The 23,933-nt window shown below is 73.2% G+C and carries 21 protein-coding genes and 1 pseudogene; 9 read left to right on the top strand and 13 right to left on the bottom strand.

Features of this window, described 5'->3' with window-relative positions; genetic code table 11:
• Positions 1–42 precede the first annotated feature (42 nt).
• Both ACFCY7_RS21115 and ACFCY7_RS21110 read right to left on the bottom strand, forming a co-directional pair.
• Positions 43–501, bottom strand: coding sequence for an ATP-binding protein (locus ACFCY7_RS21115; protein WP_376487307.1), 459 nt, complete (start codon positions 499–501; stop codon positions 43–45).
• Between the two features lie 15 nt (positions 502–516).
• Positions 517–870, bottom strand: a complete 354-nt coding sequence (locus ACFCY7_RS21110) for an STAS domain-containing protein (protein WP_015034520.1) — start codon at positions 868–870, stop codon at positions 517–519.
• 80 nt (positions 871–950) lie between these two features.
• Here ACFCY7_RS21110 and ACFCY7_RS21105 point away from each other — a divergent pair, with 80 nt between their 5' ends.
• Entirely contained in the window at positions 951–3,560 is a 2,610-nt protein-coding gene (locus tag ACFCY7_RS21105) for a DEAD/DEAH box helicase (RefSeq protein ID WP_376487305.1), read from the top strand.
• Between the two features lie 40 nt (positions 3,561–3,600).
• On the opposite strand, the pseudogene ACFCY7_RS21100 reads toward ACFCY7_RS21105, so the two are convergent.
• The 7 genes and pseudogenes from ACFCY7_RS21100 to ssd form a co-directional block, all read right to left on the bottom strand.
• A pseudogene (locus ACFCY7_RS21100) lies at positions 3,601–3,798 on the bottom strand (Rv3654c family TadE-like protein); the annotation flags it as partial.
• Positions 3,799–3,878: 80 nt separating this feature from the next.
• Complete coding sequence (locus tag ACFCY7_RS21095; protein WP_376487303.1) at positions 3,879–4,238, bottom strand: TadE family type IV pilus minor pilin; 360 nt, start codon at positions 4,236–4,238, stop codon at positions 3,879–3,881.
• Entirely contained in the window at positions 4,225–4,470 is a 246-nt protein-coding gene (locus ACFCY7_RS21090; protein ID WP_376487302.1) for a DUF4244 domain-containing protein, read from the bottom strand. The genes ACFCY7_RS21095 and ACFCY7_RS21090 overlap by 14 nt, the downstream gene beginning before the upstream one ends.
• Positions 4,471–4,611: 141 nt before the next feature.
• The gene (locus ACFCY7_RS21085) at positions 4,612–5,379 is read right to left on the bottom strand and encodes a type II secretion system F family protein (RefSeq protein WP_376487300.1); all 768 of its coding nucleotides are present in this window, start codon (positions 5,377–5,379) and stop codon (positions 4,612–4,614) included.
• Complete coding sequence (locus tag ACFCY7_RS21080; protein WP_376487299.1) at positions 5,376–6,269, bottom strand: type II secretion system F family protein; 894 nt, start codon at positions 6,267–6,269, stop codon at positions 5,376–5,378. Before ACFCY7_RS21080 ends, ACFCY7_RS21085 begins: the two co-directional genes overlap by 4 nt.
• Entirely contained in the window at positions 6,269–7,441 is a 1,173-nt protein-coding gene (locus ACFCY7_RS21075; protein ID WP_376487297.1) for a TadA family conjugal transfer-associated ATPase, read from the bottom strand. Before ACFCY7_RS21075 ends, ACFCY7_RS21080 begins: the two co-directional genes overlap by 1 nt.
• Entirely contained in the window at positions 7,438–8,559 is a 1,122-nt protein-coding gene (gene ssd, locus ACFCY7_RS21070) for a septum site-determining protein Ssd (protein ID WP_376487296.1), read from the bottom strand. The genes ACFCY7_RS21075 and ssd overlap by 4 nt, the downstream gene beginning before the upstream one ends.
• Before the next feature lie 448 nt (positions 8,560–9,007).
• On the opposite strand from ssd, the gene ACFCY7_RS21065 reads away from it, so the two are divergent.
• The gene (locus tag ACFCY7_RS21065) at positions 9,008–9,874 is read left to right on the top strand and encodes an HAD family hydrolase (protein WP_376487294.1); all 867 of its coding nucleotides are present in this window, start codon (positions 9,008–9,010) and stop codon (positions 9,872–9,874) included.
• 423 nt (positions 9,875–10,297) lie between these two features.
• On the opposite strand, the gene ACFCY7_RS21060 is transcribed toward ACFCY7_RS21065, so the two are convergent.
• A complete protein-coding gene (locus tag ACFCY7_RS21060) occupies positions 10,298–11,116 on the bottom strand; it encodes an oxidoreductase (protein WP_376487292.1) in 819 nt (272 codons plus the stop codon).
• Between the two features lie 102 nt (positions 11,117–11,218).
• Between ACFCY7_RS21060 and ACFCY7_RS21055 the strand changes: the two genes are divergently transcribed.
• Positions 11,219–12,205, top strand: coding sequence for an ATP-binding protein (locus ACFCY7_RS21055; protein ID WP_376487290.1), 987 nt, complete (start codon positions 11,219–11,221; stop codon positions 12,203–12,205).
• Here ACFCY7_RS21055 and ACFCY7_RS21050 read toward each other — a convergent pair.
• Positions 12,183–13,514, bottom strand: coding sequence for a hypothetical protein (locus tag ACFCY7_RS21050; RefSeq protein WP_376487288.1), 1,332 nt, complete (start codon positions 13,512–13,514; stop codon positions 12,183–12,185). The two genes, ACFCY7_RS21055 and ACFCY7_RS21050, sit on opposite strands and share 23 nt — an antisense overlap.
• Positions 13,515–13,775: 261 nt before the next feature.
• On the opposite strand from ACFCY7_RS21050, the gene ACFCY7_RS21045 reads away from it, so the two are divergent.
• The 6 genes from ACFCY7_RS21045 to ACFCY7_RS21020 all read left to right on the top strand — a co-directional run bounded on the left by ACFCY7_RS21045 (position 13,776) and on the right by ACFCY7_RS21020 (position 21,847).
• A complete protein-coding gene (locus tag ACFCY7_RS21045; RefSeq protein ID WP_376487286.1) occupies positions 13,776–16,130 on the top strand; it encodes a SulP family inorganic anion transporter in 2,355 nt (784 codons plus the stop codon).
• A 252-nt stretch (positions 16,131–16,382) separates the two neighbouring features.
• Entirely contained in the window at positions 16,383–18,338 is a 1,956-nt protein-coding gene (gene acs / locus ACFCY7_RS21040; RefSeq protein ID WP_376487284.1) for an acetate--CoA ligase, read from the top strand.
• Positions 18,339–18,689: 351 nt separating this feature from the next.
• Positions 18,690–20,081 carry a Na+/H+ antiporter NhaA gene (gene nhaA / locus ACFCY7_RS21035; RefSeq protein ID WP_376487282.1) on the top strand — a complete coding sequence of 464 codons (1,392 nt, stop codon included), beginning with the start codon at positions 18,690–18,692 and terminating at the stop codon, positions 20,079–20,081.
• Positions 20,082–20,119: 38 nt separating this feature from the next.
• Positions 20,120–20,605 (top strand): phage holin family protein, encoded by a 486-nt coding sequence (locus tag ACFCY7_RS21030; RefSeq protein ID WP_376487281.1) that lies wholly within the window; start codon positions 20,120–20,122, stop codon positions 20,603–20,605.
• Positions 20,602–21,537 carry an alpha/beta fold hydrolase gene (locus ACFCY7_RS21025; RefSeq protein WP_376487279.1) on the top strand — a complete coding sequence of 312 codons (936 nt, stop codon included), beginning with the start codon at positions 20,602–20,604 and terminating at the stop codon, positions 21,535–21,537. The genes ACFCY7_RS21030 and ACFCY7_RS21025 overlap by 4 nt, the downstream gene beginning before the upstream one ends.
• A 121-nt stretch (positions 21,538–21,658) precedes the next feature.
• A complete protein-coding gene (locus ACFCY7_RS21020; RefSeq protein ID WP_376487277.1) occupies positions 21,659–21,847 on the top strand; it encodes a hypothetical protein in 189 nt (62 codons plus the stop codon).
• 20 nt (positions 21,848–21,867) lie between these two features.
• Here the strand turns inward: ACFCY7_RS21020 and ACFCY7_RS21015 are convergent, their stop codons facing one another.
• Both ACFCY7_RS21015 and ACFCY7_RS21010 read right to left on the bottom strand, forming a co-directional pair.
• Positions 21,868–23,067: a MarP family serine protease gene (locus ACFCY7_RS21015; RefSeq protein WP_376487275.1), complete on the bottom strand. Its 1,200-nt coding sequence runs from the start codon at positions 23,065–23,067 to the stop codon at positions 21,868–21,870.
• Between the two features lie 80 nt (positions 23,068–23,147).
• On the bottom strand, positions 23,148–23,852 hold the full coding sequence (locus ACFCY7_RS21010) for an NUDIX hydrolase (protein WP_376487273.1): 705 nt from the start codon (positions 23,850–23,852) through the stop codon (positions 23,148–23,150).
• Positions 23,853–23,933: the final 81 nt, after the last annotated feature.

Genomic DNA, 23,933 nt, shown 5'->3' with positions numbered 1-23,933 from the left:
GGCCCCGCGGGTGCGGGGCCTCTTTCCTTCTGCGTGTACGGGTCAGGACAGAACGTCCGCCGAACTCACCGGCCAGCTCATCCGGATGGTGCCGCCGTCCTCGCCGGCGCTCACCTCGACGTCGTCGACGAGCCCGCGGATCACCGCGAGCCCCATCTCGTCCTCACCGTCGGCGTCGTCGAAGTCCTCGGCCGGAGCCGAGGCACGCGCACCGGGGACACCGGCGGCATCGGCCGCCGCCACCCCCGCACCCGGCACCTCGTCGCCGACCTCGATGGAGAACGTCTTCTCCTCCTCGGTCAGCGCGACCCGGATGGGCGTGGTGACGCCGTTGCTGCGATGCAGCCCGACCGCACGGGAACATGCCTCACCGACGGCGAGACGCACCTCGTCGAGGACCGCCTCGTCCACCCCCGCCCGGCGCGCCACCGCGGCGGCCACCAGGCGGGCCGTACGGACGTGCTCGGGTTGAGCGCTGAAACGGAGTTCAACGGTGGCCATGCGAACCCCCTGGGCTCAGTCGACGGCGTTGACGGCCTCGTCGACCGAGGTGTGGATCGGGAACACCTTGGTGAGGCCCGTGATCCGGAAAATCTTGAGAATGCGCTCCTGGTTGCAGACGAGGCGCAGCGAGCCCTCGTGCGCGCGCACGCGCTTCAGGCCACCGACGAGCACACCGAGGCCGGTGGAGTCGAGGAAGTCCACGCCCTCCATGTCGACGACCAGGTGGTAGCTGCCGTCGTTCACCAACTCGACCAACTGCTCGCGCAGCTTGGGCGCGGTATACACATCAATCTCGCCACCGACCTCGACGACCGTACGGTCACCACCAGCGCCGGACACATTGCGAGTCGACAGGGACAGGTCCACGGATCCTCCAGCACCTTGCTATCGGGCGATCGCCCCCTCGGGCCTCCCGGGCGGAGCCAGGGAACTGATCGCCAGCCGCGATGGCATTCAATCACTTACCAGCAGCCATGCACGACGCCTTGGAAGCATTGTCCGTCATGGCAGTGACACACTCGGTGCCGATGGCCAAGAATCAGCGCCCCCGTCGACCGGCCGGGGACACGGGCAGTCGCCCCTCCCCCGGCGTGGTCCTCGACCGGCTCGCCGCGGGCGAGAGCCGGTCTTCGCGCATCACCCATACGGAGCACATGCCCGCCCGGGAGGGCCGTCATGCCGTCTGGCCGCACCGGATCCGGCCGGAGGTGATCGCGGCGATCCAGGCGGCCGGGATCGACCATCCGTGGGAGCACCAGGCGACGGCCGCCGAGCACGCCCTGGACGGCGAATCCGTGGTGATCGCCACGGGCACCGCCTCGGGCAAGTCGCTCGCCTACCTCGCCCCGGTCCTCACCACCCTCCTGGACGGCTCCGAGGCCGCGAACGGGCGCGGGGCCACCGCGCTGTACCTCTCGCCCACCAAGGCCCTCGCCGCCGACCAGCGACGCGCCGTGCGGGCACTGGCCGCCCCGCTCGGCAACCGGATCCGCCCCGCCGTCTACGACGGCGACACGCCGGTCGAGGAACGCGAGTGGGTCCGCCAGTACGCGAACTACGTGCTGACCAACCCCGACATGCTGCACCGGGGCATACTCCCCTCCCACCCCAGGTGGTCCTCCTTCCTGCGCGCCCTGCGCTACGTCGTGATCGACGAGTGCCACACCTACCGCGGCGTCTTCGGCTCCCACGTCGCCCAGGTGCTGCGCCGCCTGCGCCGGATCTGCGCCCGGTACGGCTCCGAACCGGTCTTCCTCCTCGCCTCCGCCACCTCCGCCGACCCCGCCCTGGCGGCCGGCCGCCTCACCGGCCTTTCGGTCACCGAGGTCTCCGACGACGCCTCCCCGCGCGGCGAGCTGGTCTTCGCCCTGTGGGAGCCGCCGCTGACCGAGCTGCACGGCGAGCGCGGAGCCCCGGTGCGGCGCACCGCCACCGCGGAGACCGCGGACCTGCTCACCGACCTGACCCGCCAGGGTGTCCGCTCGGTCGCCTTCGTGCGCTCCCGGCGCGGCGCCGAGCTGATCTCGGTGATCGCCCAGGAACGGCTGGCCGAGACCGACCGCGCCCTGGCCCACCGGGTCGCCGCCTACCGGGGCGGCTACCTCCCCGAGGAGCGGCGGGCCCTGGAGCAGGCCCTGCACTCCGGCGAGCTCCTCGGCCTGGCCGCCACGACCGCCCTGGAACTGGGCGTGGACGTCTCCGGCCTGGACGCGGTCGTGATCGCCGGCTATCCGGGCACCCGGGCCTCCCTGTGGCAGCAGGCCGGCCGCGCCGGCCGCTCCGGCGAGGGCGCCCTCGCCGTCCTGGTCGCCCGCGACGACCCGCTGGACACCTTCCTGGTCCACCACCCGGAGGCGATCTTCGACCAGCCGGTCGAGTCGACCGTCCTCGACCCCGACAACCCCTACGTCCTCGCCCCCCATCTCTGCGCCGCCGCCGCGGAACTCCCACTGACCGAACCCGACCTGGCGCTCTTCGGCCCGGCCGTCCCCGGCCTGCTTCCCCAGCTCGAAGGGGCGGGGCTGCTGCGCCGCCGCGCCACCGGCTGGTACTGGACCCGCCGCGAGCGGGCCGCCGACCTCACCGACATCCGGGGCGGCGGCGGCAGCCCCGTCCGAATCGTCGAGTCGGGCACCGGCCGACTGCTCGGCACGGTCGACGAGGCCGCCTCCCACACGGCCGTCCACGAGGGCGCCGTCCACCTCCACCAGGGCCGCACCTACCTGGTGCGGGAGCTCGACCTCGAGGACTCCGTGGCCCTCGTCGAGGAGGCCGCCCCGCCGTACTCGACCACCGCCCGCGACACCACCTCCATCGCCGTCCTCGAAACCGACACCGAGATCCCCTGGGGAGCCGGCCGCCTCTGCTACGGCTCCGTCGAGGTCACCAACCAGGTCGTGTCCTTCCTGCGCCGCCGACTGATCACGGGCGAGGTCCTCGGCGAGACCAAGCTCGACCTGCCGCCCCGCACCCTGCGCACCCGGGCCGTGTGGTGGACGGTCACCGAGGACCAGCTCGACGCCGCCCGGATCGACCCGGAGATCCTCGGCGGCGCCCTGCACGCCGCCGAGCACGCCTCCATCGGCATGCTGCCGCTCTTCGCGACCTGCGACCGCTGGGACATCGGCGGGGTCTCCGTCCCGCTCCACCCCGACACGCTGCTGCCCACCGTCTTCGTGTACGACGGCCACCCGGGCGGCGCGGGCTTCGCCGAGCGCGCGTTCCACACGGCCCGCGCCTGGCTGACCGCCACCCGCGAGGCCATCGCCTCCTGCGAGTGCGAGGCGGGCTGCCCCTCCTGCATCCAGTCCCCCAAGTGCGGCAACGGCAACGACCCGCTCCACAAGCGCGGCGCCGTACGCCTCCTCACGGAACTCCTGCGGGAGGCTCCGGACGCCCCGCCGGCGGCCGCGCCCCAGGCAGCTCCGGAGGCCTCACCGGCCGTCTCTCCCCAGCAAGCTCCGGAGGCCCGGCAGGCGGTCGCTCCCCCGGAAGAGGCTCCCGGGGCGACTCCTCGGGCGGAAGGGCCTCCTCCGCCGGTCCCGCCCGCGACCTGACCTCCGGTCGGTACGGGCCGCGCACGACCCGGGCGGTCACCTCGGCGACCTCGCCCCGCAGCGCGCACCCCGCCAGCTCGGCACCCTGCGCGGCCGCCACCCGGGACGCGGCGGCACAGGCCTCGCCCTCGCCCCACAGCGCCCGGTCCGCGGCGGCCAGCGCGGCCAGATCGGCCGCCCCGCCCGCGCGGTGCCTGGCAGCCACGGCCTGCCCGAGCGCCAGCACCGCCCCGAACACCACGCACAGCGCACACGCCGCGAACGCCACCCAGACGGTCGCCGCGCCCCGATCCCGGCCCGGCTGCCGACGGCCCGCCGTCACGGCGGCCCCCCGACGGCCGCCGCGTCCTCCGCGAGGGCCGCCGCGTCCGCGTGCAGGGTGAGGCCCATGCCCCGGGGGCCGGGGGCCGCCGCGTCCACCGTCACCCGCCACAGCTCTCCGGAGCGCGTCACCGCCACCCTGGCGCCTTCGGGCGCGGCGGCGCGGGCCGCCGCCTCGGCGGAGGCCACGGGTTCGGAGCGGGCCGCCGCCCGTGCCCCCGCCCGTGCCGCGTCCACGCACCGGATCTGCGCCGCCGCGGCGGCGAGGGCCCAGAGCAGGGTCACGGTGAACAGCGCGAGCACCGGCAGGACCATCGCCGCCTCCACGGTCACGAATCCCCGGTCAGAACGGCGCATCGAGGGCCTTCCCGATCACCGATTCCAGCGCTCCGGAGACCGCGCCACTGGTCACGATCTTGTACAGCACGGCGGCGAACGCCGCCGCCGCGATCGTCCCCACCGCGTACTCGGACGTGGTCATCCCGGCGTCCCTGCGCGCCGCGGCCCGCCGGGCCCGCCACCACCCGCCCACCGCCACCGCCGCCTTGCCCACCACACCTGCCGCCATCCCTACCGCCCTGACCGTCATGCCTGCCTCCTCGTCCCGTCCTGCCGTACCTGCCGTGCTCGCCATACCTGTCGTGCTCGCCGTACCTGCCGTGCCCGCCATGTCCGTCCCGCCTGTCGTGGTCGTCGTGTGCCGCCGCTGTCGTGCCATGCCCTGATCCCGTCATCCGTCGAGCAGTCCCGTCGCCAGTCCGATCACCACCGGGGCCACCCCCACCGCCAGGAAGGCGGGCAGGAAGCAGAGCCCCACGGGGGCGCTGATCAGGACCTGGGCCCGGCGGGCCCGGGTCGCCGCCGTGCGGGCCCGGGCCGCGCGGAGGGCGGTCGCGTGCCGGGCGACGGCCTCCGCCGCGGGCGCTCCGGAGGAGCCGGCCCGTTCCATGCAGCGGGCCAGTCCCGAAGCGCCCGGTATCGCGCCGAACCTCCGCCACACCTCGGCCGGTTCACCGCCGAGGCGCAGCTCGGCCGCCGTGCGGGTCAGCCGCTCGCCGAGCGGTCCGCCCAATGAGCGGCCCACGGCCTCCGCAGCTTCGCCGGGCCCGGCACCGGAGGCGGCGCAGGCCGCCAACAGGTCTGCGGCGAGCGGAAGGTGACGTGTCGCCTCCTCGACGCCGGCGGGGGAGGACGCGCGCTTCGCGGCCCCCTGGCGCACCCCGGCGGCCACCAGGACGCCCGCGCTCAGACCGCCGACGACACCGAACAGCACCCAGCCGAGGCCGACCGCCACGAGCGGCGCCATCCCGCGCCCCAGCCACGGCGGAGGCCCGGACCGGGCCGTGCGGGTGGGTGGCGAGGGCTCCGGGAACAGGCCCCGCAGCCTCCGTCGCTGCGCCCGCGCCCGCCGCCCGCGCACCAGCACCCAGAGGACCTTCGCGGACCCGTACACGACGAGGGTCAGGGGTGCCGACGCCTGAAGTGCGTTCAGGGTCAAGGCCGTTCACCTCCCCGTACGATCCGGGCGGCCCACCACAGGCCGGCCGCTTCCAGGGCCCCGCCCACGGTCAGGCAGCCGAGGCCCGCGGGCGTGTGCAGCAGGATCCGGAGCGGGTGGGCGCCCAGTGCGGCGCCGAGGGCGAGGCCGGCCGCCGGTAGGAGGGCGAGCACCGCCACCGTCGCCCAGGCGCCGGCGAGTTCGGCCCGCAGCCGTTCCCGCTGCTCGCGGTGGTCGCGCAGGGCCGCCTCCAGGCGGTCGAGCCCCGCGGCCAGACCGGCACCACCGTCGACGGCCACCTGCCAGCAGGCCGCCATGCCGGCGAGACCGTCGGCGCCGTCCTGCCGGGCCGCCCTGCGGAGTGCCTCCGGCACGTCCCCGCCGAACCGGGCCGCCGCGAGCACGCCCGCCTCCTCGCGGCCGAGCGCGCCCGTCTCCCGGGCGGCGAAGGCCAGCGCCTGCGCCGGCTGCCACCCGGCCCTCAACTCGCCGACGACGGCCGCGCACAGGGCCACCACCCGCTCGGCCCGCGCCTCCCGCTCCCTCCGGCACTCGGCGGCCCGCAGCCGCCGCTCCACCACCGGCACGGCCACCGCTCCCAGCACCAGCGGCACCGGCGACTCCCCGAGCAGTGCGAGCGCCCCGGCCGCCGGCAGGCACAGCCACGCGCGCCGCCCCCGCAGCACGGCCCACCACCGCGCGGCCACCGCCGGCCACGCCGCCCAGGCACCGGATCGGCCTTCGCGGCCACCGGGAGCGCCGGCCGGGAGCAGTGCCCGCGCCCGGCCCACCCCGCGCCGCCGTTCGACCGCCCACCACAGCGCGAGGACCGCGCAGAGCACCGCCGCGCCTTGTGCCGCGTCCCGTGTGAGCACCGCTTGCCCCGTCATCACGATCCCTCTCCGATCAGGGCCCCCAGCCGCTCCCAGCCCTGCTCCCGTTCGAAGCCGGAGGCGCTCCACCGCAGCGCGGGAACCGTCCGGACGAGGCCGTCCCGGTCCCGCTCCAGGACATGGACCTCGGCGATCCGCCGCCGTCCGTCCCGGTCCCGTACGAGGTGGAGAACCGCGGAGAGTCCGGCGCCCAGCTGGCTGTGGAGGGCGGCCCGGTCGAGCCCGGCCGCCGTCCCGAGGGCTTCGAGGCGGGCCGGGACGGCCGCTGCCGTGTTGGCGTGGAGCGTGCCGCAGCCTCCGTCGTGGCCCGTGTTGAGGGCCGCGAGCAGGTCCACCGCCTCCCCGCCCCGGACCTCGCCGACGACGAGCCGGTCGGGCCGCATCCGCAGGGCCTGGCGGACGAGGTCCCGCAGGGTGACCAAACCGGCGCCCTCCTGGTTGGCGGGCCGTGCCTCGAGGCGGACCACGTGCGGGTGGTCGGGTCGCAGCTCCGCCGAGTCCTCGGCGAGCACGATCCGCTCCCGCTCGCCCACCAGGCCGAGGAGGGAGGCGAGGAGCGTGGTCTTCCCCGTCCCCGTTCCACCGCTGACGAGGTACGACACGCGCGCGTCGATGAGGGCCCGGAGGACCGCGGCACCGCCCGGCGGCACCGTGCCCGCCGCGGCGAGCTCGTCGAGCGAGAAGGCGCGCGGGCGCACCACCCGCAGCGACAGGCAGGTCGAGCCGACCGCCACCGGTGGCAGCACCGCGTGCATCCGGGTGCCGTCGGGGAGCCGTGCGTCCACCCAGGGGCGAGCGTCGTCGAGCCGGCGCCCGGCCACCGCCGCGAGCCGTTGCGCGAGCCTGCGGACGGCGGTGGCGTCCGGGAAGGACACCGGGGCCCTTTCGAGTCCGGCGCCGCGGTCCACCCAGACCCGGTCGGGCGCCGAGACCAGGACGTCGGTGACCGCCGGGTCGGCGAGCAGCGGCTCCAGCGGTCCGGTGCCGATCAGCTCGCACCTCAGCGCCTCGGCCGCGCCGAGGACTTCCGTGTCGCCGAGCAGCCGTCCCTGCGCCCGCAGCGCCGCGGCGACCCGCGCCGGGGTGGGTTCTGCGCCGCTCGCCGCGAGGCGCTGCCGCACGGCGTCGAGGAGCCCCGCGCCCCCGCCGCCGGCCCAGGTCCCGGTCACGCCGCACCGCCCGGGGCGAGCGCGCGCTCCCAGAACGCGCCGCAGAACCGTCCGAGCGGCCCGCGGGGTTCGGCGCCCGGCGGCACTCCCGCGTCCTGGTCCGTCACGATCCCCGGGTCGTAGGGGAGTTCACCGGCGAGCGGCAGCCGCAGCGCGTCGGCGACCCACCGCTCGTCGAGTCCGGCCGCGTAGGGTCCGCGGACCACGGCCCGCACGTCGCGGACGGCCATGCCGAGGGTCGTGGCCACCCGGTGGGCCGCCGCGACGGCCCGCAGCTCGCCCGGCACGACGAGCAGGCCGAGGTCGAGCTGGGCGAGGGCCTCGGCGGCCGCCCCGTCGGTTGCGCGCGGCAGGTCGACCACGACGACTCCGCCCCGGCGGCGCGCCGCGCCGAGCACGGACCGCACCGCCTCGGGCGGCACCGGCGCGGCGGGCTCCCTGCCCCAGCTGAGCACCCGGACTCCCCGCACCGACGGCAGGGACTCCTCCAGGGCGCCGCCGGCCAGGCGGCCTTTCGAGGCGGCGAAGTCGGGCCAGCGTCTGCCCTCCTCGCGTTCGCCGCCGAGGAGCACGTCGAGTCCTCCGCCCAGTGGGTCCCCGTCGACGAGCAGGGTGCGCCGCCCGGTGCGCGCGGCGGCGAGCGCGAGGCCGCACGCCAGGGTGGAGGCGCCCGCGCCACCGCGGCCGCCGACGATCCCGACGGTCAGCGCCTGCCGGCCGGCTCCCTCCGCCGCGTCGGCGATCCGGTCGACGAGGAGGCCCTCGGCGTCCGGCAGCCGCAGCACGCTCTCCGCGCCGATCTCGACGGCGAGCCGCCACACCCCCGGGTCGTCCCGGTCGCGGCCGACGAGGACGGTCCCCGGCCGTCGCGCGGCTCCCCGGCAGCGGGCCGCGGCGTCGTCGCCGACGAGCACGAGCGGCGGTTCGGTCCAGCTCGCGCGTCGCTCCGGCACGCCGTGGTGCACCTCGGGCTCGACGCCGGCCGCCGCGCAGAGCCGGAGGAGGTCGTCGAGCAGCCCGAGGTCCTCGGTGACGATCAGCGGCCCGGCCCGGCGCGGTTCGTCCGGAGCCGTCGACTCCGTCCGGCGCGATTCCGTACCCGTCCTGGATGCCTCCACGGCACGCCCCTCTCGTGATTCCTGCCGTCCGCGAACTTCGCGACAGGAATCACCGTCGGGCCATCGGGGAAATCGTGCGGAAGTCACCTAAAAACTGGGGATAACCGAAGCCCTGTGAATAACTTCGCCACCCCTCGGGGGACTCCCCGGAACGCATCCTGCCGGTTACTGTGGGTGACGAATCGAGCGTCCGGCGAGGCGCACACGGACGGACGGCCGAGGGCCGGAAGGAAGGGAGCGGGCCATGTCCCACGGAACCGAAACGGCTCCGGACATGCGACGACCCCCGCCGGGGGGGAGAGCGGGGGTCGTCTCTCCGGCCGACTCGGGGGGGGAGGAGCCGGACCGGGTTAGCACGGTCGCGAACGATCCGTGACTTCCATGGTGTACCCGAGAGCCTTCTCAGGCAAACCCACGCGCCCCGGCGTACGCCGAATGGCGGGCACCTATGCTCAGGCTTGTGGAAAACCACTCCTTGCCGCGCACAGCCGCCTTCTTTGACCTGGACAAGACGGTCATTGCGAAGTCATCGACGCTGACCTTCAGCAAGTCCTTCTACCGAGGCGGACTGATCAGCCGCCGCGCCGCCCTGCGGACGGCGTACATCCAGTTCGTCTTCCTGGCGGGCGGGGCCGATCACGACCAGATGGAGCGGATGCGCGAGTATCTTTCCGCGCTCTGCAAAGGCTGGAACGTCGCCCAGGTGAAGGAACTCGTCGCCGAGACCCTTCACGACCTGATCGACCCGATCATCTACGACGAGGCCGCCTCCCTCATCGAGGAGCACCACGCCGCGGGCCGCGACGTCGTCATCGTGTCGACGTCCGGAGCCGAGGTGGTCGAGCCGATCGGCGAGATGCTCGGGGCGGACCGGGTCGTCGCCACCCGGATGGTGGTCGGCGACGACGGCTGCTTCACCGGCGAGGTCGAGTACTACGCCTACGGCCCGACGAAGGCCGAGGCGGTCAGGGAGCTCGCCAAGTCGGAGGGCTACGACCTCTCGCGCTGCTTCGCGTACAGCGACTCGGCGACCGACATCCCGATGCTGGAGGCCGTCGGCCACCCGTACGCGGTCAATCCCGACCGGACGCTCCGCCGCGAGGCCACCGCCCGGGAATGGCCGGTTCTCTCCTTCGAGAAGCCGGTCCGGCTCAAGCAGCGGCTGCCCGAGTTCCGGATGCCGCCCCGGCCCACGCTCGTCGCCGCGGCGGCCGTGGGCGCGGCAGCGGTGGGCGCCGGGCTCGTCTGGTACGCCGCCAGGCGCAGGCAGGCCGCGCTCGCCCACCGGCTCGCCGATGACTTTGCCCGAATTTGAGCGATGCGCCAGAGAAGTGAGGCCAGCACTTTCGCTTCCTCACGGACAGGAGTAGAAAGGAATCAGGCCCGCGAGACCAAGGACATCCGAGAGGATCACCTGTTGAGCATGAAGGCCCCACGGACCTAGCACCGAAACCGGGCACCCACGCGACGTCGACCCGTCGATTACGGGCCAGCCGCACCAGGCCACGGGCAAAGTTCCCGGCCTGATGGGCACATATCGAGGACGCTTGGTAACTGGGTGGAAGTGCCAGCGGCGGTACCAGGACTGGTGCCGCCGCAACCCATTCCGGGCCCCGCGCGGGGCCCGGAATCTTTTTGCCCCGACCCCGCCGCCCCCGACCCGGCCGGCCTCGCAGGCCTCGCAGGCCCCGTCGGCCCGGGCCGGTCGCGAGGGCAGGCCCCGCCCGCGGCCCGCGCCTCAGGCGGCGCCGCGCTGGAGCGCCTCGCAGACGGCGGTCGACTCGCGGACTCCCAGCTCGACCGAGCGCCCGCAGTGGGCGATCCAGGCGCCGACGCCCTCCGGGGTCCCCGACAGGTAGCCCTCGAACGCCGACACGTAGGCGGCGCGCCCCTGCTCCGCGTGGCCGACCTCGGCCGGGCAGATCGCCTTCGGGTCGAGGCCGCTGCCGATCAGCGCGATCCGCTCGGCCGCACGCGCGACCAGTCCGTTGTACGAGGTGAAGGGGCGCAGCGCGAGCAGTTCGCCGTGCACCACCGCGGCCGTCACCAGGGCCGGGGCGTCGCCGCCCGCGACGATCAGTTCCGCGAGGCCGTCGAGACGGCCGGCGACCTCGGCGGGCGTGGGCACGGGGGCCTCGATCAGCGGCTCGTCGACGGTCTCGCCGTCCAGCCGGGGCCGCCCCACCGACGCGCCCGGGTCGCCCGCGGCGACCAGGTGGAGCCGGGCGAGCACGCGCAGCGGTGACTGGCGCCAGATGGAGAGCAGTTGCCCGGCCTCGGCGCCGAGGCGCAGGGCGGCGCCGACGGTGCGGGCCTCGGGGTCGGCGCTGAAGTCGCTGCGCCGGCGGACCTCTTCCAGGGCCCAGTCGGCGCCGGCGAGGGCGGCCGAGCCGCGCGCCCCGCGCAGGGCCGCCTCGGAGGAGATCTCGTTGCTGCGGCGGCGCATCACACGGTGGCCGTAGACCCGGTCGACGGCCTTGCGTACGGAGTCCACCGCGTCGGCGACGCCCGGGAGCGAGCCGAGGGCGGCCAAGGGGTCAGAGGCGTGCGTACTCATAGGTAAGGAGGCTACGCGCCCCGGGGGCCCGCCCCACGAAGGAGTGGTCTTCTTCACGCTCCTTGACCACGGCACGCGATCGTGCCACTACGCTAGGTGAACATGAAGATCGCTTTCGTCGGGAAGGGCGGCAGCGGCAAGACGACGCTGTCCTCGCTCTTCATCCGCCATCTCGCCGCCAACGAAGCCCCGGTCGTCGCCGTCGACGCCGACATCAACCAGCACCTCGGCGCCGCGCTCGGCCTGTCCGAGGCGGAGGCCGCCGCGCTGCCCGCGATGGGCGCGCACCTGCCGCTCATCAAGGAGTACCTGCGGGGTTCCAACCCCCGGATCGTCTCCGCCGACACGATGATCAAGACGACACCGCCCGGGGAGGGCTCGCGGCTGCTGCGGGTCCGCGAGGACAACCCGGTGTACGAGGCGTGCGCCCGGCCGGTGCCGCTCGACGACGGCGACGTCCGGCTGATGGCGACCGGCCCCTTCACCGAGGCGGACCTCGGGGTGTCCTGCTACCACTCGAAGGTCGGGGCGGTGGAGCTCTGCCTCAACCACCTGGTCGACGGGGCCGACGAGTACGTGGTCGTCGACATGACCGCGGGCTCGGACTCCTTCGCTTCCGGCCTCTTCACCCGCTTCGACATGACGTTCCTGGTCGCCGAGCCGACCCGCAAGGGCGTCTCGGTCTACCGCCAGTACAAGGAGTACGCGCGGGACTTCGGCGTCGCGCTGAAGGTCGTCGGGAACAAGGTGCAGGGTCGGGACGACCTCGACTTCCTGCGCGAGGAGGTCGGCGAGGACCTGCTCGTCACGGTCGGCCACTCGGACTGGGTCCGCGCGATGGAGAAGGGCCGCCCGCCCCGCTTCGAGCTCCTGGAGGCGGACAACCGCATGTCCCTCCAGGCCCTCCAGGACGCGGCCGACGACTCGTACGCCCACCGCGACTGGGACCGCTACACCCGCCAGATGGTCCACTTCCACCTGCGCAACGCGGAGAGCTGGGGCAACGCCAAGACCGGGGCCGACCTGGCTTCGCAGGTCGACCCCGGGTTCGTGCTGTCGGAAGGGCTCAGCGCCGTTCAGCCTGCTTGACGGCGGGCGCCGGGACCGCCGGGACGCCGCCCTCCGGGGCGCCGGCGGGGGCCGCGGGCTGGGGGGCGAGGAAGGTCTTCCAGCCGCCGGCGGGGGCCTCGCCGACCTTGAGGGTGCGCATCTTGGCGATGACGTCGGGGTCCTGGGCGTCGAGCCAGTCGGCGAGCTGGCGGAAGGAGACGCACTTGACGTCCCGCTGCACGCAGACGGTGGCGATGGTCTCCTCGACGGCCCGCATGTACGTGCCGCCGTTCCAGGACTCGAAGTGGTTGCCGATGATCAGCGGCGCCCGGTTGCCCCGGTAGGAGCGCTCGAAGGCCTGCACCAGGCCGTCGCGCATCTGGTCGCCCCAGTAGGCCTGCTGGGAGGGGTCGCCCTGGGTCGTGCCGGGTGACTGGTTGACCAGGAAGTTGTAGTCCATGGAGAGCGTCTGGAAGGCCCGGCCGGGGACCGGCACGAGCTGCATCGACAGGTCCCAGATGCCCAGGTCCTTCTTGGGCCAGACCTGGTCGTTGACGCCGCTGGTGTCGTAGCGGAAGCCCATCTGCGCCGCCGCCTGGACGAAGTTCGTCCGGCCTTCAAGGCAGGGGGTGCGGGCGCCGACGAGCTCCTTGTCGTAGTCGAAGGGAAGCGGCTGCTCGGAGCGCAGGCCGGCGTTGGTCTTCCAGTTCTTGACGAAGGACTTGGCCTGGTTGATCTCGCTCTTCCACTCCTCGACGGACCACTTGCCGACACCGCCTTCGGCGCCGCAGAAGTGCCCGTTGAAGTGGGTGCCGACCTCGTTGCCCTCCTGCCACGCGCCGCGCAGTTCGCGGACCGTGGCGCGGATGCCCTCGGTGTCGTTGAAGCCGATGTCGGAGCGGCCCGCGCTGTGCTGCGGCGGGTCGTAGAGGTTCCGCTTCTCCTCGGGCAGCAGGTACACGCCGCTGAGGAAGTACGTCATCTTGGCGTCGTACTTCTTGCCCACCGCGCGGAAGTGGGAGAACAGCTTCTGGCTGTCCTCGCCGGCGCCGTCCCAGGAGAAGACCACGAACTGCGGCGGGGTCTCCCCCGGCTTGAGGCGCTGCCAGACCGGCTGGTGGGGCTGGGCGCCGGTGAAGGCCGTGGAGCCGTCGCCGATCAGCCGGGGCGCGGCCTGGGGGGCCGCCGCGGGGGGCTTCTTGGCGCCGGTGCCGCCCGGCACGCCCTTCGTGGCCGTGCCGCCGGAGCCGCCCGAGCAGCCGGCGAGGCCGGTGGCGAGAGCCAGCGCGAGGGCGCCGGTGGCGAGCGCCCTCTTCTGGACAGTGGTCGTTCTCCCGGCGGCTGTCATCCGCGCACCTTTCCTCGGATCCTCAGATTTCCCTACAAGCGGCGTCAACGTCGCACCGCCGGGACCGGAGCGCGTCAACGACAAGCGGCACGGGCACGTTCTGTCACTGGAACCGGTGAATCATTGCCCTATTTGCCCCGAAAATAATGCCGCAGTCTTTACTCTCCATTACTCTTCATTTACCGAGAGTTATCTCTTTGGTGTCCCCGCCGCATCACCCCGCACGAGCCGCGACCGCGCTGCCCCGGAGGAGACGGGAACATGACCCTCTGCACCCCTGCCCGCACGACCACCCGGCCCCGAGTCCAGCGGCCCCACAGCCCGCCGGACGGACCACGCCGCTTCCGCATCGCCGGCGCCGACCTGTCCGCCTCGGTCGCCGTCTTCCTGATCGCGCTGCCGCTCTCCCTGGGCATCGCACTCGCCACCGGAGCCCCGCTCCAGTCCGGACTCGTCGCCGCCGCCGTCGGCGGCATCGTGGCCGGCCGCTTCGGCGGCTCGCCGCTCCAGGTGAGCGGCCCCGCCGCCGGCCTCACCGTCGTGACCGCCGAACTGATCCAGCTGTACGGCTGGCGCACCACCTGCGCCATCACCGTCCTCGCGGGCCTCGCCCAACTGGGGCTCTCGGCCCTGCGGGTGGCCCGTTCCGCGCTCGCCGTCTCCCCCGCCATCGTGCACGGCATGCTGGCCGGCATCGGCGTCACCATCGCCCTCGCGCAGCTCCACATCGTGCTCGGCGGCACCCCGCAGAGCTCCACCGTGGACAACGCCCTGGGCCTGCCCGCCCAGTTGGCTCACGTCCACCCGGCCGCGCTCGGCATCAGCGCCCTCACCGTGGCCGCCCTGCTCTGCTGGCCGCGGCTGCCGGGCCGGGCCGGACGGCTCGCGCGGAAGGTTCCGGCCGCGCTCGTCGCGGTGGCCGGGGCGACGGCGGTGGCGGCGTTCGCCGGGCTCTCCGTCCCCCGCGTCGACCTGCCGTCCTGGAGCAGCCACGCCCTGCCCGGGCTGCCCGAGGGCCCGGTCCTCGGCATCGCGGCCGGCGTGCTCACCATCACGCTGGTCACCAGCGTGCAGTCGCTGCTCTCCGCCGTCGCGGTCGACAAGCTCGTCGCCGGCCGTCCGGGCGGCGCCCAGGGCGTCCCGCGTTCCCGCCTCGACCGAGAACTCGCCGGCCAGGGCGCGGCGAACGTGCTCTCGGGCGCCCTCGGCGGGCTGCCGATCGCCGGGGTCGCGGTCCGCAGCGTCGCCAACGTCTCGGCGGGTGCGGTCAGTCGGGCCTCGACGATGCTGCACGGCCTGTGGATCGTGCTCGCGGCCCTGCTGCTCGTGCCGGTGCTCGACCTGATCCCGCTGCCCGCGCTCGCCGCCCTCGTCATGGTGGTCGGCATCCAGATGGTCAGCATCACCCACATCCGTACGGTCACCCGGCACCGCGAGGTCGTGGTCTACGCGGTGACGCTGACGGGTGTCGTCCTCGTCGGGCTCCTTGAGGGCGTCGCCCTCGGCATCGCCGTGGCCATCGCGGTGGCCCTGAACCGGCTCGCGCGCACCCGCATCACGCAGGAGGAGCGGGACGGGCGCCAGCTGCTGCGCGTGCGGGGCCAGCTGACCTTCCTGGCCGTCCCCCGGCTGAGCCGGGCGCTGCACCAACTGCCGCACGGGTCCGACGTGGTGGTCGAGCTGGACGGGTCCTTCATGGACCACGCGGCCTACGAGACGCTGAGCGACTGGACCGCCGGGCACCTCGCCCACGGCGGCACGGTCGAGACGACCGGCCCCTCCGGCGTCCGGATCGCCGAGCCCGCCCCGGTCACCGCCTCCGCCTCGCACTCCTGCTGCCGCCCCTGGACGCCCTGGCACAACCACCAGTGCGGGGAGCAGCCGGTCGAGCGGGCAGCGAGCGACGCCCCCGAGCGGACGACGGGGCTGCACCTGGCGAGCGGCATCGGCAAGTTCCAGCGGAACACCGCCCCGCTCGTCCGGGACGAGCTCGCGCGGCTCGCCCGGGAGGGCCAGAGCCCCTCGCAGCTCTTCCTGACCTGCGCCGACTCCCGGCTCGTCACGAGCATGATCACGTCGAGCGGCCCCGGCGACCTCTTCACCGTGCGCAACGTCGGCAACCTCGTGCCGCTCCCCGGCGAGGAGAGCGGGGACGACTCGGTCGCGGCGGCGATCGAGTACGCGGTGGACGTGCTCCGGGTCGACTCGATCACCGTCTGCGGCCACTCCGGCTGCGGCGCGATGCAGGCCCTGCTGAACGCCGGTCCCGACGACCCGCCCACACCGCTCCGCCGCTGGCTGCGCCACGGCCGGCCGAGCCTGGAGCGGATGGCGAGCCGACGGCACGCCTGGGCCCGGATCTCCGGGCGGCTGCCGGCCGACGCGGTCGAGCAGCTCTGCCTGACCAACGTGGTCCAGCAGCTGGAGCACCTGCGGGCGTACGAGCCGGTGGCGCGCCGGCTGGCCGAGGGGACGCTCACGCTGCACGGCGTGTACTTCCACGTGGGCGAGGCGCAGGCCTATCTGCTCGCCGACGCGGACGAGGTCCACAGCTACGACGACGTCTTCACCCAAGTGCTGCCGACGGATTATCTGGAGACGGCACAGGCGTCCTGAACCGGCGCTCGGGATCGCGCCACTCTCCGGCGCGGGAACGCGCCACCGCGCGTCCTGAACCATCGGCTCCGGCCGTCCGTGAGACTGTGTGGCCCCTTTCTCCCACCGCTCGGGAGCAAGGGGCCACCGTACGTCTGGCGGCTCACAGGTCTAAACCAATTACCTGGAGGCTCTTGTCACCCGGGCATCTGACTGGTGAGCTATGACACGGGACACATAAGTACAGAGGACGCCCTGGGAAAGGGAGATGTCGTGAGCAACGAAAGCCTGGCCAATCTGCTCCGGGAAGAGCGCCGCTTCGCGCCGCCCGCCGAGCTGGCCGCGCACGCCAACGTGACGGCGGAGGCGTACGAGCAGGCCAAGGCGGACAGGCTGGGCTTCTGGGCCGAGCAGGCCAAGCGTCTGACCTGGGCCACCGAGCCGACCGAGACCCTCGACTGGTCGAACCCGCCGTTCGCCAAGTGGTTCGCGGACGGCGAGCTGAACGTGGCGTACAACTGCGTCGACCGGCACGTCGAGGCCGGCCACGGCGACCGGGTCGCCATCCACTTCGAGGGCGAGCCGGGCGACAGCCGCGCCATCACCTACGCCGAGCTCAAGGACGAGGTCTCCAAGGCCGCCAACGCCCTGACCGAGCTGGGCGTCGGCAAGGGCGACCGGGTCGCCGTGTACCTCCCGATGATCCCCGAGGCGGCCATCACGATGCTGGCCTGCGCCCGCGTCGGCGCGGCCCACTCGGTGGTCTTCGGCGGCTTCTCGGCCGACGCCGTGGCCTCGCGCATCCAGGACGCCGACGCCAAGGTGGTCGTCACCGCCGACGGCGGCTACCGCCGCGGCAAGCCGAGCGCCCTGAAGCCCGCCATCGACGAGGCCGTCGCCAAGTGCCCGCAGGTCGAGCACGTCCTCGTGGTCCGCCGCACGGGCCAGGAGACCGCCTTCACCGAGGGCCGCGACGTGTGGTGGGACGACATCGTCACCCGCCAGTCCGCGGAGCACACCCCGGAGGCCTTCGACGCGGAGCACCCGCTCTTCATCCTCTACACCTCCGGCACCACGGGGAAGCCGAAGGGCATCCTGCACACCTCCGGCGGCTACCTCACCCAGGCCGCGTACACCCACCACGCCGTCTTCGACCTCAAGCCGGAGACCGACGTCTACTGGTGCACCGCCGACATCGGCTGGGTCACCGGCCACTCGTACATCGTCTACGGCCCGCTGGCCAACGGCGCGACGCAGGTCATGTACGAGGGCACCCCGGACACCCCGCACCAGGGCCGGTTCTGGGAGATCGTGCAGAAGTACGGCGTCACGATCCTCTACACGGCGCCCACCGCGATCCGCACCTTCATGAAGTGGGGAGACGACATCCCCGCGAAGTTCGACCTGTCCAGCCTCCGCGTGCTCGGCTCGGTCGGCGAGCCGATCAACCCCGAGGCCTGGGTCTGGTACCGCGAGCACATCGGCGCGGGCAAGACCCCGATCGTGGACACCTGGTGGCAGACCGAGACCGGCGCGATGATGATCTCGCCGCTGCCCGGCGTCACCGAGACCAAGCCGGGCTCCGCCCAGCGTCCGCTGCCGGGCATCTCCGCCACCGTCGTGGACGACGAGGCGAACGAGGTCCCGAACGGCGGCGGCGGATATCTCGTCCTCACCGAGCCGTGGCCGTCGATGCTCCGCACCATCTGGGGCGACGACCAGCGCTACATCGACACGTACTGGTCCCGCTTCGAGGGCAAGTACTTCGCCGGTGACGGCGCCAAGAAGGACGACGACGGCGACATCTGGCTGCTCGGCCGGGTCGACGACGTCATGCTCGTCTCGGGCCACAACATCTCGACGACCGAGGTCGAGTCGGCCCTGGTGTCGCACCCGTCCGTCGCCGAAGCGGCCGTCGTCGGCGCCGCCGACGAGACGACCGGTCAGGCCATCGTCGCCTTCGTCATCCTGCGCGGCACCGCGAGCCAGGACGAGAACCTCGTCGCCGACCTGCGCAACCACGTGGGCGCGACGCTCGGCCCGATCGCCAAGCCGAAGCGGGTCCTGCCCGTGGCGGAGCTGCCGAAGACCCGCTCGGGCAAGATCATGCGCCGTCTGCTGCGCGACGTGGCGGAGAACCGGGAGCTCGGCGACGTCACCACGCTGACCGACTCCTCGGTCATGTCGCTCATCCAGACCCAGCTGCCGGACGCCTCCAGCGAGGACTGAGCCGCAGCGGCCGTACGACGTGAGCGCCCGCCCCGGACGGTTCGGGGCGGGCGCTCACGCGTACCCCCAGGGGCAGGCGTCGCGTATCCCCAAGGGCGGGTGACGCGTACCCCCAGGGGCAGGCAACGCGTACCTCCGGGGTAGGCGCACCCAGGGTCGGGCGCTCGGGCTCACCCCTCGCCCGGCGGGACGAAAGCGGCGATTCTCCCTAAAGTGAATCTCGCCGGACACAACCCCACGCTCGTTAGGTAAGGTAAAGACCGCGTCAGGAACGCGTCAGTAAGACCTAGGTGCGCCGGGAAGTCTGGTCGGCATGTGCTTCGCCCTGCCTGCCCGACGGAGGTCTCCCACGTGTCTGCGCCCACCGACCGCAAGTTCCTCGGACTGCTCCCCCTGCCCGAGCGGCGGTACCTGGCCGACGCCCTGCGCACGGAGACCGTCGGCGGCGTACTGCTCCTCGTCGCCGCCGTCGCCGCCCTCGTCTGGGCCAACTCGCCGCTGAGCGAGAGCTATAAATCCGCACAAAACTTCCACATAGGACCGGCCGCCCTCGGCCTCGACCTGTCGATCCAGCACTGGGCCGCCGACGGACTCCTCGCGATCTTCTTCTTCGTCGCCGGCATCGAGCTCAAGCGCGAACTCGTCGCGGGCGAGCTGCGCGACCCCCGGGCCGCCGCGCTGCCCGTCATCGCCGCGCTCTGCGGCATGGCCGCGCCCGCCCTCGTCTACACCCTGGTCAACACCCTCGGCAACGGCTCGCCGGACGGCTGGGCCGTGCCCACCGCGACCGACATCGCGTTCGCGCTCGCCGTCCTCGCCGTCATCGGCACCTCGCTGCCGTCCGCGCTGCGCGCCTTCCTGCTGACCCTCGCCGTCGTCGACGACCTCTTCGCGATCCTGATCATCGCGATCTTCTTCACCAGCGACCTGGACTTCGCCGCTCTCGGCGGCGCCTTCGCCGGCCTCGCCGTCTTCTGGCTGCTGCTCCGCAAGGGCGTCCGCGGCTGGTACGTGTACGTGCCGCTCGCCCTGGTCATCTGGGGCCTGATGTACAACAGCGGCGTCCACGCCACCATCGCCGGTGTCGCCATGGGCCTGATGCTGCGCTGCACCACCCGGGAAGGCGAGGAGCACTCCCCCGGCGAGCGCATCGAGCACCTGGTGCGCCCGGTCTCGGCGGGCCTCGCCGTCCCCCTCTTCGCGCTCTTCTCCGCCGGTGTGAGCGTCTCCGGCGGCGCGCTCCGCGACGTCTTCACCCAGCCGGTGACCCTCGGCGTCGTCCTCGGCCTCGTCGTAGGCAAGGCCGTCGGCATCTTCGGCGGCACCTGGCTCACCGCCCGGTTCACCCGTGCGGAGCTCAACCCCGACCTGTCGTGGCCGGACGTGTTCGCCGTCGCCACGCTCGCCGGGATCGGCTTCACGGTCTCGCTCCTCATCGGCGAACTCGCCTTCGCCGGGGACACCGTCCTCACCGACGAGGTGAAGGCCGCGGTCCTGATCGGCTCGCTCATCGCCGCCGTGCTCGCCTCGATCCTGCTGAAGCTGCGGGTCCGCAGGTACCAGGCGATCTGCGCCGACGAGGAGCGCGACGACGACCACGACGGCATCCCCGACATCTACGAGCAGGACAATCCGGAGTACCACCTCCGGATGGCGGAGATCTACGAGAAGAAGGCCGCCGAACACAGGGAGCGCGCCCAACTGGCGGGGGCATCGCGCGACCGGACCGACCGTCCGGCATGATCTGAGTCGGACCGTAGACAGAAGGAGAGGGAGCAGCGATGAGCGACCCGTTCGACGGCACGGAACGCAGCCTCGGCCAGCTGGTCGCCTCGGCGACCGCCGAGATGTCCGCACTGGTGCACGACGAGATCGCCCTGGCCAAGGCCGAGATCCGACAGGACGTCAAGCGCGGTGCGTTCGGCAGCATCATGGGCATCGGTGCCCTCGTCGTGCTGCTGTTCTCGCTGCCGATGCTGAGCTTCGCGCTCGCGTACGCCATCAACACCTGGACCGGTGGGCACAACGGCAACGGGGGCTGGAACCTCGTCTGGTGCTTCCTGCTGTCCTTCGCCTTCAACGTGCTGCTCGCGGTGCTGCTCGGCCTGATCGCTTACGCCAAGTTCAAGAAGGTCAAGCCGCCGGAGAAGTCCATCGCCTCCGCCAAGCAGACGGCGGCGATCATGCAGAACGCGAAGCCGCACCCCCGCCCGACGCAGAGGCCGGCCCTCGACAAGGCCTCCACTGTGGCACGCTCGTCCGTATGACCCTCCCCGAGAGCAGCAACGGCAACGCCGGGCCCGTACGGCTCGACGGGCCGTGGACCCATCGCGACGTGGCGGCCAACGGCGCCAGGTTCCACATCGCCGAGATGGGCGACGGCCCGCTGGTGCTGCTCCTGCACGGCTTCCCGCAGTTCTGGTGGACCTGGCGCCACCAGCTGCCCGCCCTCGCCGAGGCGGGGTTCCGGGCCGTCGCGATGGACCTGCGCGGGGTGGGCGGCAGCGACCGCACGCCCCGGGGTTACGACCCCGCCAACCTGGCCCTCGACATCACCGGTGTGGTCCGCTCCCTCGGCGAGCCCGACGCGGCGCTCGTCGGGCACGACCTGGGCGGCTACCTCGCCTGGACGGCGGCCGTGATGCGGCCCAAGCTGGTGCGCCGCCTGGTGGTCTCCTCGATGCCGCACCCGCGCCGCTGGCGCTCGGCGATGCTGTCGGACTTCGCCCAGTCACGGGCCGGCTCGCACATCTGGGGCTTCCAGCGGCCGTGGCTGCCGGAGCGTCAGCTCGTCGCGGACGACGCGGCGCTGGTCGGCGAACTGATCCGGGACTGGTCGGGGCCGAAGCCGGTCGACGACGAGGCGATCGAGGTGTACCGGCGGGCGATGTGCGTCCCGTCGACGGCGCACTGCTCGATCGAGCCGTACCGCTGGATGGTGCGGTCCCTGGCCCGCCCGGACGGCATCCAGTTCAACCGGCGCATGAAGCGGCCGGTACGGGTACCGACGCTGCATCTGCACGGCTCGATGGACCCGGTGATGCGGACCCGCAGCGCCGCCGGTTCGGGCGAGTACGTGGAAGCGCCGTACCGCTGGCGGCTCTTCGACGGCCTGGGGCACTTCCCGCACGAAGAGGACCCGGTGGCCTTCTCCACGGAGCTCGTCAACTGGCTGAAGGACCCCGAGCCCGACCGCTGACGCGCCCTCACCCTCCGCGAGGGGCACGGATGTCCCTCGAACGGCCATGTGCCCGGCGCATACTCCAATTGGCGGGCCCCCGGGCGGTTACCGACCTTGGGCCCCGGGCAGACGTCGAAGTATGGGCTGGACGCACGACTACAGTGACACAGCACGCGACCGCCGCTCGGCCACGGGGCCGGCCTCCCGGGAGAGGGGCGCCCCACAGGACCAGGGCCGCGCGCACGCCGTGCCAGAGGTGGGGATCTCGCGCATCCTGCGCCGCCGGGCCCGCTGGGTCTCGGCCCGGCTCCGGCATCCCCGCGACTGACCCGAGGGCCCCTGGGGGGCCTACAGGGCGCAGGCCTGGGTGTCGACCTGCTGGTTGGCCGTCCGGCCGCGCTCGATGTCCTCGCGGATCTCGTCGACCGTCAGGGCGTATCCGGTGTTCGCGTCGTCGAGGGATCGGGCGAAGATCACGCCGTACACCTCGCCGTCCTCGGTGAGGAGCGGGCCACCGGAGTTCCCCTGCCGGACCGTCGTGTACAGCGAGTAGACCTCCCTGCGGACCTGGTCACGGTGGTAGATGTCGGGCCCGGTGGGGCTGATGCGGCCCCGGACGCGCGCCGATCGCACGTCGTACGAGCCGTTCTCCGGGAAGCCGGCGACGATCGCGTCGTCGCCGCTGCGGGCGGCCTCGTCGGTGAAGGTCAGCGGCGCGGCCTTGAGGTCCGGCACGTCCAGGACGGCGATGTCGCGCTGCCAGTCGTAGAGGACGACCTTGGCGTCGTAGAGCCTGCCCTCGCCGCCTATCTGGACGGTCGGCTCGTCGACGCCGCCGACGACGTGGGCGTTGGTCATGATCCGGCGGTCGGCGAAGACGAAGCCGGTGCCTTCGAGGACCTTGCCGCAGCTCTGGGCGGTGCCGACGACCTTGACGATGGAGCGCTGGGCGCGTTCGGCGACGGGGCTGCGGGCGAGGGCCGGGTCCGGGGGCAGCACCTCGGTGATGGGCTCGTTCGCGAACGGGCTGAAGACCTGGGGGAAGCCGCTGCGGGCGAGCGTCGAGCTGAAGTTGGCGAACCAGGTGGACGTCTGATCCGGCATCACCCGCGACACGCCGAGGAGCACCTTCGAGTTGCGCACCTCCTTGCCCAGCGTGGGCAGTGTGGTGCCGGCCAGGGCGGAGCCGATGAGCCAGGCCACCAGGAGCATGGCGACCACGTTGACCAGGGCGCCGCCGGTGGCGTCGAGGGCGCGCGCGGGCGACCAGGTGATGAACCGGCGCAGCTTGTTGCCGAGGTGGGTGGTGAACGCCTGGCCGACCGAGGCGCAGATGATGACGACCATCACGAAGACGACCGTCGCCGAGGTCGACACCTCGCTGTTGTCGGTCAGCTGGTCCCAGAGGATCGGGAGCAGCAGGACCGCGACGAGGCCGCCGCCGAGGAACCCGAGCACCGAGAGGATGCCGACCACGAATCCCTGGCGGTAGCCGATGATCGCGAACCAGACGGCGGCGACCAGCAACAGGATGTCCAGCACGTTCACCGTCAGTAGCCTCGCAGATTCGTTTCCGGTCGCCCGGGGCGAGCACGACCGAGGCCGGACCCGCACCGAAGGTCAGCCTGTCATGAGCGCCAGTCGAGCGGGACCTGTCTCGTGCGGTCCCAGGGGCGCTCCCAGCCGGCGAAGTGGAGTAGCCGGTCGATCACTCCGGCGGTAAAACCCCAGACCAGAGCGGATGCGACGAGGAACGCGGGGCCCTGGTGGCCGCTCGGGTGGAGGGTGGTCGCGCGGTTCGCGGGGTCCGTGAGATCCGCCACGGGCACGGTGAAGACCCGCGCGGTCTCGCCGGGGTCGACGACCCCGACCGGGCTGGGGGTGCGCCACCAGCCGAGGACGGGGGTGACGACGAAGCCGCTGACCGGGATGTAGAGCCGGGGCAGTACGCCGAAGAGCTGGACGCCGGAGGGGTCGAGGCCGGTCTCCTCCCGGGCCTCGCGGAGGGCGGCGCGCAGCAGCCCGCCGTCGGCCGGGTCGCCGTCCTCGGGGTCGAGGGCGCCGCCGGGGAAGGAGGGCTGCCCGGCGTGCGAGCGGAGGGTGCCGGACCGCTCCATGAGGAGCAGCTCGGGTCCGCGCTCGCCCTCGCCGAAGAGGACGAGGACGGCGGACTGGCGGCCGGCCCCGCTCGCGGGCGGCAGGAAGCGGCTCAGCTGCTCGGGCTCGACCGTGCGGGCGGCCCGGTCGACGGGGCCCAGCCAGGCGGGCAGGCCGTCCCGGCTGAGCAGGCCGCCGGTGCCGGTCCCGTGGATGTCTTCGTCAGTGCGCGTCATAGGCACCCCCGTGGTTCACAACGCGATCGGTGGACGGGTTCGTTCCCGTGGCCCCGGTTCGGGGGCCCGGCTCCCGGGGGC

The organism is Streptomyces sp. NPDC056361 (assembly GCF_042262805.1).
GTDB lineage: Bacteria > Actinomycetota > Actinomycetes > Streptomycetales > Streptomycetaceae > Streptomyces.
The sequence above is the reverse complement of the archived record's forward strand: the minus strand, read 5'-3'. Positions and strand labels throughout refer to the sequence as shown.